Origin of the sequence: Aeromicrobium sp. (genome assembly GCF_023146395.1) — a bacterium.
GTDB lineage: Bacteria > Actinomycetota > Actinomycetes > Propionibacteriales > Nocardioidaceae > Aeromicrobium.
This window is the reverse complement of the sequence record NZ_JAGLCD010000016.1, coordinates 1-13,969: the sequence shown is the minus strand read 5'-3', so window position 1 is coordinate 13,969 and position 13,969 is coordinate 1. Positions and strand designations below refer to the sequence as shown.

The following is a 13,969-nucleotide window of genomic DNA, read 5'->3' as shown; positions in this document are numbered from 1 at the left end:
CGGTACCCGCTCGGAGCGCGGCGAAACCCGCCGAGACCTAGCCTCGAGGCATGGAGATCCGCGTGTGGGGACCTGACCTGGATCGTGTCCGGGCGCGGGTCGCCGACGACGAACACGAGCTCACCCGCGACGCCGGCGGATGGTGGGCGGCGGACCTGCACGTCGACCACGGCACCGACTACGCGTTCCTGCTGGACGACGACGAGACGCCCCTGCCGGACCCCCGCTCTCGGTGGCAGCCGCACGGCGTGCACGCGGCCTCCCGCGCCGTCGACCACGACCGCTTCGCCTGGACCGACGCCACCTGGGCGGGCAGGCCGCTGCGGGGGTCGCTGGTCTACGAGCTGCACCTCGGCACCTTCACGCCGGGCCGCACGTTCGACAGCGCGATCGAGCGGCTCGACCATCTCGTCGACCTCGGCGTCGACCTCGTCGAGGTGCTCCCGGTCAACGCCTTCGACGGATCACACGGGTGGGGCTACGACGGCGTCCTCTGGGGCGCGGTCCACGAACCGTACGGCGGGCCCGACGGGTTCAAGCGGTTCGTCGACGCGTGCCACGCCCGCGGGCTCGGCGTCGTGCTCGACGTCGTCTACAACCACCTCGGACCCTCGGGGGCGTACCTTGACCGGTTCGGGCCCTACTTCGCCGGCACGACCGACTGGGGTGCGGGTCTGAACCTCGACGGCCCGCAGTCGGACGAGGTGCGCCGCTACGTGCTCGACAACGCGCACGACTGGTTCGAGCACTTCCACGTCGACGCCCTGCGCCTCGACGCCGTGCACGCGCTGCGCGACACCCGGGCGCTGACCCTGCTGGAGGCGCTCGCAGCGCAGACCGCCGAGCTCGCCGAACGCCTCGGCCGGCCGCTGTCGCTCGTGGCCGAGTCCGACCTCAACGATCCCCGCACCGTCACGCCCCGGGACGAGCACGGCCTCGGGATGGACGCGCAGTGGGCCGACGACGTCCACCACGCGCTGCACGTGTGGCTGACCGGCGAGACCTCCGGCTACTACGCCGACTTCGCCGCGCCCGACGCCGTGGCGAAGACCCTGCGCGGAGCGTTCTTCCACGACGGCACGTGGTCGTCATTTCGCGAGCGGAGTCACGGACGCCCCGTCGACACCGCCTCGATCCCGGGCACCGCGTTCGTGACGTACGTGCAGGACCACGACCAGGTCGGCAACCGCGCCACGGGCGACCGGCTCTCCGCCGCGGCCTCCCCGGGACGTCAGGTGTGTGGAGCGGCGCTGGTGCTGCTCGGACCCTTCACACCCATGCTGTTCATGGGCGAGGAGTGGGCCGCGAGCACGCCCTGGCAGTTCTTCGCCTCGTTCCCCGACCCCGAGCTCGCCGACGCGGTCCGCGCGGGCCGGCGGCGCGAGTTCGGCCGGCACGGGTGGGGCGAGTCCGACGTGCCCGATCCGATGGACGGCGCGACGCTCGAGCGCTCGACGCTGCGCTGGGACGAGACGGAGGCACCCGGCCACCGCGAGGTGCTGGAGGCCTATCGCGCGCTCGTGGCCCTGCGCCGGCAGCACGCCGAGCTGCGCGACGCGTCGCTGGCCGACGTCGGTGTCGAGCACGACGGCCCCCGCCTCACGCTGCACCGCGGCCCGTTCGCGATCCACGTCGACCGCGACGCCGAGTCGGTCCAGGTGCGCCGCGGCGCCGAGACCGTCTGGTCGTTCTCGGCGCGCGAGGCCTGGCCGCCCGGGACAGACTGACGAGCATGACCGACATCCCGCAGGAGGACCCACGGATCTCCGAGGACCCCGACGACGACCCCAAGCACAAGACCACGGACCCGGGCACCGAGTCCGAGCCCGACGACCCGGACGCGCCCGCGCCGTTCACCGGCCCCTACGCCTGACGCCGCCTGAGCGCCGCGGCCGGGGCGCCTCGCCTGACAGACTGGGGCGATGGTCACCCCCACGCACGACACCCAGGTCCTCGCCGGGCGGCCGTTCCCCCTCGGCGCCCATCCTGAGGCGGGTGGCGTCCGGTTCGCCGTGGCGAGCTCGGTCGCCGAGCGGGTCGAGCTCTGCCTGGTCGACGACGACGGCTCCGAGCGCCGCGTCGAGCTGACCGAGCGGACCTTCGGGGTGTGGCACGGCCTCGTCCCGGGCGTGCTGCCGGGCCAGAAGTACGGCTTCCGCGTCCACGGCCCGTACGAGCCCAAGACCGGCCTGCGCTGCAATCCGCACAAGATCCTGGTCGACCCCTACGCCCGGCGCATCAGCGGTTCGCTGACCGATCTCGACGCGGCGCTGGGCTACGCCGACGGACCCGAGGGGGTGGAGATGTCCACGGCCGACTCGCTCGGCTCGGTCCCGCTCAGCGTCGTCACGAGCCCCGGCGGACCGGACACCGGCACGAAGCCGGAGGTGCCGTTCGAGGAGACCGTCGTCTACGAGCTGCACGTCAAGGGGCTCACGGCCCAGCACCCTGACGTGCCCGAGCAGCTGCGCGGCACGTACCTGGGCCTGGCCCACCCTGCCGTCATCGAGCACCTCCTGCGCCTCGGCGTCACGGCGGTCGAGCTGCTCCCGGTCCACGCCTTCAGCGACGAGCCCTCCCTGATCCGCGACGGCCGCCACAACTACTGGGGCTACTCCCCGCTCGGCTACTTCGCCCCGCACGCGGGCTACGCCACCGAGCCGGGTCGCGAGGTCGAGGAGTTCCGCACGATGGTCGCCGCGCTGCACGCCGCGGGCATCGAGGTGCTGGTCGACGTCGTCTACAACCACACGTGCGAGGGCGGCCCGGACGGCCCGACCCTGAGCTTTCGCGGTTACGAGGCCCCCGCCTACTACCTGCACGACGAGGACGGCCACATGGCCGACATCACCGGCTGCGGCAACACCCTCGAGGCGTCCTCGCCCACCGTGATCCGCCTCGTGACCGACTCGCTTCGCTACTGGGCCACCGAGCTGGGCGTCGACGGGTTCCGCTTCGACCTGGCCAGCACGATGGGACGCCCGCGCGGCGGCACCTTCGACCGTGACGCCGCCCTGCTCACGGCCATCGCGACCGATCCCGTGCTCGCGCGCTGCAAGCTCATCGCCGAGCCGTGGGACGCGACCGGCGAGGGGTACAAGGTCGGCGACTTCGGCGCCCAGTGGGCCGAGTGGAACGGCATCTACCGCGACACCGTGCGCGACTTCTGGCGCGGGCACTCCGGGGGCGTCGACGACCTCGCGTACCGCCTGTCGGGCTCCTCGGACCTCTACGACCACTCGCTGCGCCGGCCGTGGCAGTCGATCAACTTCGTCACGGCGCACGACGGCTTCACGCTGCGCGACCTCGTGTCCTACGACCACAAGCACAACGAGGCCAACGGCGAGGAGAACCGCGACGGCACCGACGACAACCGCTCGTGGAACCACGGCGTCGAGGGCGAGACCGACGACGCCGAGGTCCGCGAGCTCCGGGCGCGCCAGGCCCGCAACCTGTTCGCGACGCTGCTGCTCTCGACCGGCACGCCGATGTTCGTCGCGGGCGACGAGCGCTGGCGCACCCAGGGTGGCAACAACAACGCCTACTGCCTCGACGACCCCACGACGTGGGTCGACTGGAGCGACACCGCCGAGGCGGAGGCGATGCTGGCCTTCGCGCGGCGCGTGGTCCACCTGCGCGCCAAGAGCCCGGCCCTGCGCCAGGCGCAGTTCTTCGACGGCCGCACCACGCCGACGGGGCGCCCCGACCTGATCTGGCTCCGGCCCGACGGCCAGGAGATGACCGAGCCCGACTGGCTCGACGAGCACCGGCAGACGCTCGGCATGTGGATCGACGGCTCCAACAGCCAGTCCCGCACCCGTGAGGGCGAGCTCGTCGCCGACCACTCGTGGCTGCTGCTGCTGCACGCGGGCGCCGAACCGGTCGAGATCGCCCTGCCCGGCCCCGAGTTCGGCGCCACGTTCCGGCCGACGCTCGACACGAACGCCCCCGACGGGGAGCCCGCGTGGGAGGCGCCCCTGCCCGCCGGCAGCGCCCTGACCCTCGGCCCCCGGTCGCTGCTGCTCCTCAAGGCCCCCCGCGAGGACTGACGGAGGGCCGGCGAGCCCGTTCCCGCCTCGGCGCCAGATTTGCGCCGAGATGTGCAGCCGGCCGCCGTGCGAAATGCACATCTCGGCGCAAAGCTGGGGCAGGCGTCACGGTTTCGGCGGAGGGCCGGGTTGCGGAGGCCAGGCAACACTGGGGGTGTGAGCCACTCCCCGCGCCTGATCCCCGTCGCCGAGCCCGCGAACCCGGAGGCCACGGTGCTCGTGCTGCACGGCGGCGCCAGTCGCGAGGACGACCCGGCGGTGAGCCCGACCCAGCTCTCGGTGCTGCGCATGGTGCCGATCGCGAAGCGCGTCGGCCGCAGTGGTCGGAGGCGACTCGCCGTCTACCGGCTGCTCAACTCCACCCGCGGCTGGGACACGCGCCACACCCCGGTCGACGATGTCGACTGGGCGATCACCCAGCTGCAGGAGCGCATGCCCGCCGGTCTGCCGATCGGCCTCGTGGGCCACTCCCTCGGGGGCCGGGCCGCGCTGCTCGCCGGTGACCGCGCCGACGTGCGCAGCGTCGTGGCGCTCAACCCCTGGGTCTACCCCACCGACGGCGACCTCGACCTCTCCGGGCGACGCGTGCTGATCGCGCACGGCACCGACGACCGCGTCGCGATCCCTGCGAAGTCCGAGGCCGCCGCCCAGAACGTCGCCCGGACCGCCGACCTGTCCTACGTCCGCGTCGCGGGCGGCAAGCACGCGATGCTGCGCCGGGGCCGGACGTTCGAGCGGCTCGCCGCGGAGTTCACGGCCTCGTGCCTGCTCGACGACCGCGAGCCGTCCGACCTGGTCCGCCAGGTCCTGGCCGCCCGCGCGCCGCTGCAGCTCTGACACAGCGGCGCCGGATCGCGCCGCCCCCGGTCTCTCGGTACGTTCGACACCGAGGGACGGCACGACGCACACCACCGAACGACGACATCGACGAACGGGGAGGCTCGACCATGACCGCACGCATCGGCATCGACGACGTCAGACCGGTCTCCGGCGACGCCACCTACCCGGCCAAAGCGGTCGTCGGGGAGCACGTGCCCGTCGTCGCCACCGTCTGGCGCGAGGGGCACGACGCGGTCGCGGCCACCGTGGCCTGGCGCGGACCGGGCGAGACGCGCGACCGGTCCACCCGGACGAGCGAGATCGGCAGCGGCCTGGACCGGTTCGGGGCGACCATCGTGCCCGACGCGCCCGGGCTGTGGACCTTCCGCGTCGACGCCTGGAGCGACCCGTGGGCCACCACGACCCACGCGATCGAGGCCAAGCTCGCCGCCGGTCAGGCGCCCGCCGAGCTCGCCAACGACCTGGAGCTCGCAGCCCGCCTCCTCGAGAGCGTCGCGGCCCGGCGCGACCGACACGCCGAGCGACCCGCGCTCCAGGGTGCCGCGGACGCGCTGCGCGACGCCGACCTTCCCCTGGGCGCCCGGGTGGGCCCGGCACTCGGCGCCGAGGTGCGCGCCGTGATGCACGATCACCCCGTCCGCGAGCTCGTCACGAAGGGCGTGACCCGGCAGCTCTGGGTCGACCGCCAGCGGGCCGCCTACGGCTCCTGGTACGAGTTCTTCCCCCGCTCCACCGGCGGGGTCGACGCGCAGGGCCGGCCGGTGCACGGCACGTTCGCCACCGCCCGCACCGAGCTCGAGCGGGCCGCGGCGATGCAGTTCGACGTCGTCTACCTGCCGCCGATCCACCCCATCGGCGAGGTCAACCGCAAGGGCCCCAACAACACCCTGACCCCCGGACCGGGCGACCCCGGCTCCCCGTGGGCCATCGGGTCCGCCGCGGGCGGTCACGACGCGATCCACCCCGACCTCGGCACCGACGCCGACTTCCGCGCGTTCGTCGCGCACGCCGACGAGCTCGGGCTCGAGGTCGCCCTCGACCTGGCCCTGCAGGCGGCGCCCGACCACCCGTGGGTCACCGAGCACCCCGAGCTGTTCACGACGTTGCCCGACGGCTCGATCGCGTACGCCGAGAACCCGCCCAAGAAGTACCAGGACATCTACCCGATCAACTTCGACAACGACCCGGCATCGGCCCAGGCCGAGATGCTGCGCATCACGCTGCACTGGGTCGAGCGCGGCATCCGCATCTTCCGCGTCGACAACCCGCACACCAAGCCCCCGAGCTTCTGGGCCCGGCTGATCGCCGACGTCAAGGCCGACCACCCCGACGTCCTGTTCCTCGCCGAGGCGTTCACCCGCCCGGCCCGGCTGTGGGGGCTCGCGCGGCTCGGCTTCACGCAGAGCTACACGTACTTCACCTGGCGCACGACCAAGGAGGAGCTCACCGAGTTCGGCGAGGACCTGCGCGAGCACTGGGACGAGGGCCGTGGCAACCTGTTCGTCAACACCCCGGACATCCTCCCCGAGCACCTGCAGGTCGGCGGCCCGGGCATGTTCGCCCTGCGGGCCGCGCTCGCCGCGACGCTGTCGCCCACGTGGGGCGTCTACGCCGGGTACGAGCTCTTCGAGCACGAGGCGGTGCGGCCCGGGAGCGAGGAGTACCTCGACTCCGAGAAGTACCAGCTGCGCCCGCGCGACTTCGCGACCGCGCTGGCACAGGGGCGCTCCCTGGAGCCGTGGCTGACCCGGCTCAACGAGATCCGCCGCGCGCACCCGGCCCTGCAGCAGATGCGCACGCTGCACTTCCACCACGTCGACCACGACGCCCTGATCGCCTACTCCAAGCAGGATCCCGCCACGGACGACACGGTCGTCGTCGTGGTGTCGCTCGACCCCCACGAGACCCGCGAGGGCACGCTCACGCTCGACCTGGCCGCCCTCGGGTTCGGTCCCGACGAGCAGCTCACGGCGCACGACGAGGTGACCGGCGAGACCTACACCTGGGGCCCCCACAACTACGTCCGGCTCGATCCGACGCGGGCCTGCGCCCACGTCGTGGCCCTGAGCCGACGTTCCGCCCCTGACCTCGAGGAGCCGCTCGCATGAGTGACGACCAGCCCGACCTGGACACCGCCCCCGACGCCGCCCTGGAGGGACTCGACGACACCCCGCACACGGGCGAGGCGGTCGAGGCCGACGGCACGTTCGTCGAGCCGCAGGCCGACGACTTCGCCCACGCCGAGCAGGCCCCGAGCGATCCGGAGTGGTTCAAGCGCGCGGTGTTCTACGAGGTCCTGGTGCGGGCCTTCGCCGACTCCGACGGCGACGGCACGGGCGACCTGCGCGGCCTGGCCGACAAGCTCGACTACCTCGAGTGGCTCGGCGTCGACTGCCTCTGGCTGCCCCCGTTCTACGCGTCCCCGCTGCGCGACGGCGGGTACGACATCAGCGACTTCCGCGCCGTGCTGCCCGAGTTCGGAACGGTCGACGACTTCGTGCACCTGCTGGAGCAGGCGCACAGCCGCGGCATCCGGGTCATCACCGACCTGGTCCTCAACCACACCTCCGACGCCCACCCGTGGTTCCAGGCCTCCCGCCAGGACCCCGACGGGCCGTACGGCGACTTCTACGTGTGGTCCGACGACGACTCCGCCTACAGCGACGCGCGCATCATCTTCGTCGACACCGAGTCGTCGAACTGGACCTACGACCCCGTGCGCGGGCAGTTCTTCTGGCACCGCTTCTTCAGCCACCAGCCCGACCTCAACTTCGAGAACCCGGCCGTGCGCGAGGCGATGCTCGACGTGCTGCGCTTCTGGCTCGACCTCGGCATCGACGGCTTCCGGCTCGACGCCGTGCCGTACCTGTTCGAGGAGGAGGGCACGAACTGCGAGAACCTCCCCCGCACGCACGAGTACCTGCGCGAGGTGCGCGCCACGATCGACCGCGAGTTCCCGGGCCGGGTGCTGCTCGCCGAGGCGAACCAGTGGCCCGCCGACGTCGTGGAGTACTTCGGCGACCCGGCCGTCGGCGGCGACGAGTGCCACATGGCGTTCCACTTCCCGCTCATGCCGCGCATCTTCATGGCGGTGCGCCGCGAGTCCCGCTTCCCGATCTCGGAGATCCTGGCGCAGACCCCGCCGATCCCCGACGGCACGCAGTGGGGCATCTTCCTGCGCAACCACGACGAGCTGACGCTCGAGATGGTCACCGACGACGAGCGCGACTACATGTACCGCGAGTACGCCAAGGACCCGCGGATGAAGGCCAACATCGGCATCCGCCGGCGCCTGGCTCCGCTGCTGGAGAACGACCGCAACCAGCTCGAGCTGTTCACCGCGATGCTGCTGAGCCTGCCGGGCTCGCCGGTGCTCTACTACGGCGACGAGATCGGCATGGGCGACAACATCTGGCTGGGCGACCGCGATGCGGTGCGCACGCCGATGCAGTGGTCGCCCGACCGCAACGCGGGCTTTTCGCGCTCCGATCCGGGCCGGGTGTACCTGCCACCGATCATGGACGCCACGTACGGCTACGAGGCGATCAACGTCGAGGCCCAGCAGGGCAGCGCCGCGTCGTTGCTGAACTGGACCCGGCAGATGATCGCGGTCCGCAAGGAGCATCCCGCCTTCGCCGAGGGCGAGTTCATCGACCTGGGGGGCTCGAACCCGAGCATCCTGGCCTACGAGCGGCGGATGGTCGGCCCCGACGGCGAGCTCGACGTCGTGCTGTGCGTCAACAACCTGTCGCGGTTCCCGCAGCCGGTCGAGCTGAACCTGGCCGAGCACGAGGGACGCACACCCGTCGAGCTCACCGGACGCGTGCGGTTCCCGCGGGTCGGTGAGCTGCCGTACCTGCTGACCCTACCGGGGCACGGCTTCTACTGGTTCGAGCTGACCGAGACCGAGGACGATGGCGAACGCAGGAGCATGGCATGACGTCAGACATCACCCCGGGCTCGCACCGGGCAGACCCGACCGGTCCCCAGGACGACCTCGTGGCGCAGATCGCCGCGGCCCTGCCCACGTGGCTGCCCACGCAGCGCTGGTTCGGCGGCAAGGACCGCGAGATCACCGCGGTGCGCCCGCTCGCCGCGACCGAGCTGCCGATGGGGCCGTCCGCGGGTCACGACGTCCTGCTGCTGCACCTCGTGGTCGAGGTCGAGCAGGGTGACCGTCGCGAGCCGTACCAGCTGCTGATCGGCCACCGCGACGACCAGGTGCCCGACGTTCCGGCGACGGCCTCGATCCCGCTCGCCGACGGACCGGCGGTGTACGAGGCCTCCGGCGACGCCGACCTGACCTGCCACCTGCTCGACCTCCTGGCCGAGGGCGCGAGCGTCGACGCGCTGGCGTTCACGACCGAGCCGGGCGCCGAGCTGGAGACCGGCCTGCGCGGCCACCCGATCAGCACCGAGCAGAGCAACACCTCGATCGTCTTCGGCGGCCAGTACATCCTCAAGCTCTTCCGCCGGCTGACCCCCGGCACCAACAAGGACCTGGTGCTGCACCGGGCGCTGCGCGAGGTCGGCTCGGACCACATCGCCGATCCGCTCGGCTCGATCTCGGGCGAGCTGGACGGCGAGCCGGTCACGTTCGGCATGCTGCAACGGTTCATGCCCGACGCGGCCGACGGCTGGGTCATGGCCACCACGAGCGTGCGCGACTTCATGGCGGACCCGTCCGGTCTGCCGCCGGGCGAGCTCGGTGGCGACTTCTCCGGCGAGGCCTACCGCCTGGGCAAGGCCGTGGCCGACGTCCACGCCGACCTGGCCGAGGCGCTCGGCACGCGCGAGGCGGGCCGCGACGAGCTGGCCGAGACCGTCGACGCGATGCTCGAACGCCTCGAGCGGGTCGTCGGCGAGGTGCCGGAGCTCGCCGAGCACACCGACCCCCTGGTGGCGGCGTTCCGCGCCGTCGCCGACGTCCCCGCTCCCGTCACGGCGCAGTCCGTGCACGGCGACCTGCACCTGGGGCAGGTGCTGCGCACGCTGCAGGGCTGGCTCCTGCTCGACTTCGAGGGCGAGCCGGCCGCGAGCGTCGTCGAGCGTGCGTCGCTCCGCTCTCCGTTGCGCGACGTCGCCGGCATGCTGCGCTCGTTCGACTACGCCGCGCAGCAGCTCCTCGTGGGGCAGCCCGACGACGACGCCCAGGCCGCGCGGGCCGCCGCCTGGGCCGAGCACAACCGGGCCGCGTTCTGCGACGGCTACGCCAAGGCGAGCGGGCGCGACCCCCGTGACCAGGACGTCCTGCTGCGGGCGTTCGAGCTGGACAAGGCGGTCTACGAGGTCGCCTACGAGCACGCCAACCGGCCCGACTGGCTGCTCGTGCCCCTGGCCTCCATCCGACGACTCACGACCGAGGGAAGCTGATCACCGTGGCCGACACCCATCCGGCAACGCCGGGCGCGCCCACGATCGGCGAGCTCGACCTGCACCTGTTCGCCGAGGGCCGCCACGAGCGGCTGTGGGAGGCGCTCGGCGCCCACGTCCACCGCACCGGGGAGCAGACCGGCACGTCCTTCGCCGTCTGGGCGCCGCACGCCCAGGCGGTGCAGGTCGTGGGCGACTTCAACGGCTGGGACGGCAGCGCCCACGCGCTGCGTCCGGTCGGCGGCCCGGGCGTGTGGGCGACGTTCGTGCCCGGCATCGGCGCCGGCGAGCGCTACAAGTTCCGGATCCAGGGCAGCGACGGCTCGTGGCACGAGAAGGCCGACCCGATGGCCTTCGGCACCGAGCTGCCGCCCGCGACGGCCTCGGTCGTGGTCGATCCGGCGCACACGTGGGAGGACGCCGCGTGGGTCGAGAAGCGCGACGCCACGACCTGGCTCGACGCCCCCCTGAGCATCTACGAGGTCCACCTGGGGTCCTGGCGCCAGGGCCTGGACTACCGCGAGCTGGCCGAGGCACTGGCCGACCACCTCGAGGCCACGGGCTTCACCCACGTCGAGCTGATGCCGGTGGCCGAGCACCCGTTCGGCGGCTCCTGGGGCTACCAGGTCACGTCGTACTACGCCCCCACCTCCCGGTTCGGCAGTCCCGACGACTTCCGCTGGTTCGTCGACCACCTCCACCAGCGCGGGTTCGGCGTCATCGTCGACTGGGTGCCGGCCCACTTCCCGAAGGACGAGTGGGCCCTGGCCCGTTTCGACGGCTCCGCGCTCTACGAGCACCCCGACCCCCGGCGCGGCGAGCAGCCCGACTGGGGCACCTACGTGTTCGACTTCGGTCACCCGCAGGTGCGCAACTTCCTCGTGGCCAACGCGCTGTACTGGCTCGAGGAGTTCCACCTCGACGGGCTGCGCGTCGACGCGGTCGCCTCGATGCTCTACCTCGACTACTCCCGGAACGACGGGGAGTGGGAGCCCAACCGGCACGGCGGTCGCGAGAACCTCGAGGCCGTCCAGCTGCTGCAGGAGCTCAACGCGACGGTCTACAAGCGCCATCCCGGCGTCGTCATGGTGGCCGAGGAGTCGACCGCGTGGCCCGGCGTCAGCCGACCCACCGAGAGCGGCGGGCTGGGCTTCGGGTTCAAGTGGAACATGGGCTGGATGCACGACACGCTGTCCTATCTGGGCAACGATCCCGTGCACCGCTCGTACCACCACGGCGAGATGACGTTCGCGATCGACTACGCGTTCACCGAGAACTTCGTGCTGCCGCTCTCGCACGACGAGGTCGTGCACGGCAAGGGCTCGTTGTGGGGCCGGATGCCCGGCGACGACTGGAACAAGGCCGCCGGCGTGCGCGCGCTGCTGGCGTTCATGTGGGCGCACCCCGGCAAGAAGATGCTCTTCATGGGTGGCGAGTTCGCCCAGGAGGGTGAGTGGGCCGAGTCGCGCTCGCTCGACTGGGACCAGGTCGCCGACCCCCTGCACGGCGGTGTGCAGACGCTCGTGTCGGACCTCAACGCGATCTACCGCGACGCACCGGCGCTCTACTCGGCCGACACCGTGCCGGAGGGATTCGCGTGGATCGACGCCTCCGACACGCAGGGCAACGTCGTCTGCTTCCTGCGCATCGGGCGCGACGGCTCGCGCCTGGCCTGTCTCGCCAACTTCTCCGGCAGCCCGCACCACGACTACCGGGTGGGCCTGCCCCTCGCCGGCGCGTGGCGCGAGGTGCTCAACACCGACGCCGGCCTCTACGGCGGCTCGGGCGTGGGCAACCTCGGGGCGGTGGAGGCCGAGGGCACGCCGTGGCACGGTCAGCCGGCCTCGGCGCTCGTGCAGCTCCCGCCGTCCGGGGTGCTGTGGCTCGTGCCGGACGAGGTCGGTCCCTCCACCGGCCGGCGCCGCGCGAGCTGACCGCCGGGGCGGTGAGTGTTCCACCCGGTGATGACGGCCGCCGACGGGGCGGTGAGTCTTCCACCCAGCGATGACGGCCGCCGACGGGGCGGTGAGTCTTCCACCGTCTGAGCGCTCGTGCGGTGGAACACTCACCGCCCACTCAGGCAGGTGGCTTCTGGAGGTGGAACACTCACCGCCGGGGCCGGAGGCGCCTGGGGGTGCGGAGTGGCGGGCTAGCCTCGCAGCATGAGCTCGAACGCGCTGCTGATCGGAGCCGGTGACCTCGGGTCCGCCGTCGGCCACCGGCTCGCCGCACTCGGCCACGGCGTCACGGCGGTGCGGCGCCGCGGCGACCTCGTGCCGTCTCCGATGCGGGGCGTCAGTGCCGACCTGACGGTCGAGGGCCCTGACCTCACCGGGGTCGACGTCGACCTGCTCGTCGTGGCCCTCACGACCCGCCCCCGCACCGAGGAGGCGTACCGCGCGACGTACGTCGACGGCCTGGCTCGGGCGCTCGACTCCCTCGCTGCGGCCGGCCAGACCCCCCGCCGGGCCGTGCTGGTCTCCTCGACCGGCGTCTACGGACACCCCGACCCCGATCCGGTCCTCGACGAGGCCTCGCCGGCGGTACCGGCCGACGGCCCCGCCCGCATGCTCCTGGAGGCCGAGGAGCTGTTCGCCGGACGGGTCCCCGGCGGCACGGTGCTGCGCCTCTCCGGCCTCTACCGCGGCGAGTCGGGCCGGATCGTCACGCAGGTGCGCGAGGGCCGGGTCGACGACCCGCACCGATGGACCAACCGCATCCACCGCGACGACGCCGCGGCCGCGGTCGTGCACCTGCTGACGCGCGAGGAACCACCGGAGCCGCTGTACGTCGGCACCGACGACGAGCCGGCCCTGCTGGGCGACGTCGCGGCGCATGTCGCGGCCCAGCTCGACGTGGCGCCCCCGGAGGCCGCCGACCCGGACCGGGGCCACGGCAAGCGGTTGTCGAACGCCCGGCTCCGCGCAAGCGGGTGGCGCCCCACCTTCCCGACCTACCGCGAGGGCTACGTCGTCTGACTCGCCTCGCCGGGCTTCGCCGGACGCGCGTTCGCGTCGCGCTGCACGACGATCGCCTCGGCCAGGTTCACGAGCTTCTGGTTCTCGTGCTGCGAGACCCGCTTGAGGAACTCGAAGGCCGCACCGGAGTCGATGTCGAACTTCTGCATCAGGATGCCCTGCGCCTGCCCGATGATCGACCGCGAGTCGAGCGCCGTCCGCAGTCCCTGGGCCTCGTGGGCCGCCGCGAAGGCGGCCGTGGCGTGAGCGGCCAGCATCTCGGCCACCTCGGCGTCGCGGTCGGTGAACGCGTCGACCCGGCGGGCGTAGATGTTGAGCGATCCGTACCCACGGTCGCGGGTCGCCAGGCGCACGCCGACCGCACTGAGCACGCCGATGTCGGCGGCGGCCGGACCCCACTGGGGCCAGCGCGGGTCGGCCCGGACGTCGTTGGCGACGTAGGTGGCGCGGCCCTCGATCGCGTCCAGGCACGGCCCCTCGTCGAGCTCGGCCTGCAGCCGGTGGGCGCGGTGGACGACGTCGGACGTGGCCGCCGGGGTCTCGATGCTCGACCGCGAGTGGGTGCGCAGGACTCCGGCGTCGTCGGCGCCCAGCACCAGGCGCGCGTAGTGGCTCACCTGGTCCAGGACGGTGTCGGGATCACCCGCCTGCTCGAGCTCGATCGCCATCTCGGCGAGGGTCTTGGCGACGTCCACGGGGGCCTCCTAGGTGTGATGCCCAGGGACGTTG

General features: G+C 72.6%; 10 protein-coding genes. 9 read left to right on the top strand and 1 reads right to left on the bottom strand.

The window, feature by feature from the left end; genetic code table 11:
* The first annotated feature begins 50 nt into the window (after window positions 1-50).
* From treZ to KAG51_RS11590, 9 genes are all read left to right on the top strand, one after another.
* On the top strand, window positions 51-1,727 hold the full coding sequence (gene treZ / locus KAG51_RS11630; RefSeq protein WP_290583832.1) for a malto-oligosyltrehalose trehalohydrolase: 1,677 nt from the start codon (window positions 51-53) through the stop codon (window positions 1,725-1,727).
* 5 nt (window positions 1,728-1,732) lie between these two features.
* Window positions 1,733-1,873 (top strand): hypothetical protein, encoded by a 141-nt coding sequence (locus KAG51_RS11625; protein ID WP_290583831.1) that lies wholly within the window; start codon window positions 1,733-1,735, stop codon window positions 1,871-1,873.
* A 49-nt stretch (window positions 1,874-1,922) separates the two neighbouring features.
* On the top strand, window positions 1,923-4,049 hold the full coding sequence (gene glgX / locus KAG51_RS11620) for a glycogen debranching protein GlgX (protein WP_290583830.1): 2,127 nt from the start codon (window positions 1,923-1,925) through the stop codon (window positions 4,047-4,049).
* Between the two features lie 156 nt (window positions 4,050-4,205).
* A complete protein-coding gene (locus tag KAG51_RS11615; protein WP_290583829.1) occupies window positions 4,206-4,886 on the top strand; it encodes an alpha/beta fold hydrolase in 681 nt (226 codons plus the stop codon).
* Between the two features lie 110 nt (window positions 4,887-4,996).
* Window positions 4,997-6,997 carry a maltotransferase domain-containing protein gene (locus tag KAG51_RS11610; RefSeq protein WP_290583827.1) on the top strand — a complete coding sequence of 667 codons (2,001 nt, stop codon included), beginning with the start codon at window positions 4,997-4,999 and terminating at the stop codon, window positions 6,995-6,997.
* Entirely contained in the window at window positions 6,994-8,829 is a 1,836-nt protein-coding gene (treS, locus tag KAG51_RS11605) for a maltose alpha-D-glucosyltransferase (protein ID WP_290583825.1), read from the top strand. Before KAG51_RS11610 ends, treS begins: the two co-directional genes overlap by 4 nt.
* Complete coding sequence (locus tag KAG51_RS11600) at window positions 8,826-10,262, top strand: aminoglycoside phosphotransferase (RefSeq protein ID WP_290583823.1); 1,437 nt, start codon at window positions 8,826-8,828, stop codon at window positions 10,260-10,262. The genes treS and KAG51_RS11600 overlap by 4 nt, the downstream gene beginning before the upstream one ends.
* Window positions 10,263-10,267: 5 nt before the next feature.
* Window positions 10,268-12,196: a 1,4-alpha-glucan branching protein GlgB gene (glgB, locus tag KAG51_RS11595; RefSeq protein WP_290583821.1), complete on the top strand. Its 1,929-nt coding sequence runs from the start codon at window positions 10,268-10,270 to the stop codon at window positions 12,194-12,196.
* Window positions 12,197-12,424: 228 nt separating this feature from the next.
* The gene (locus tag KAG51_RS11590) at window positions 12,425-13,240 is read left to right on the top strand and encodes an NAD-dependent epimerase/dehydratase family protein (RefSeq protein ID WP_290583819.1); all 816 of its coding nucleotides are present in this window, start codon (window positions 12,425-12,427) and stop codon (window positions 13,238-13,240) included.
* On the opposite strand, the gene KAG51_RS11585 is transcribed toward KAG51_RS11590, so the two are convergent.
* Window positions 13,228-13,935, bottom strand: a complete 708-nt coding sequence (locus tag KAG51_RS11585; RefSeq protein WP_290583817.1) for a GAF and ANTAR domain-containing protein — start codon at window positions 13,933-13,935, stop codon at window positions 13,228-13,230. The two genes, KAG51_RS11590 and KAG51_RS11585, sit on opposite strands and share 13 nt — an antisense overlap.
* Between the last annotated feature and the right edge of the window lie 34 nt (window positions 13,936-13,969).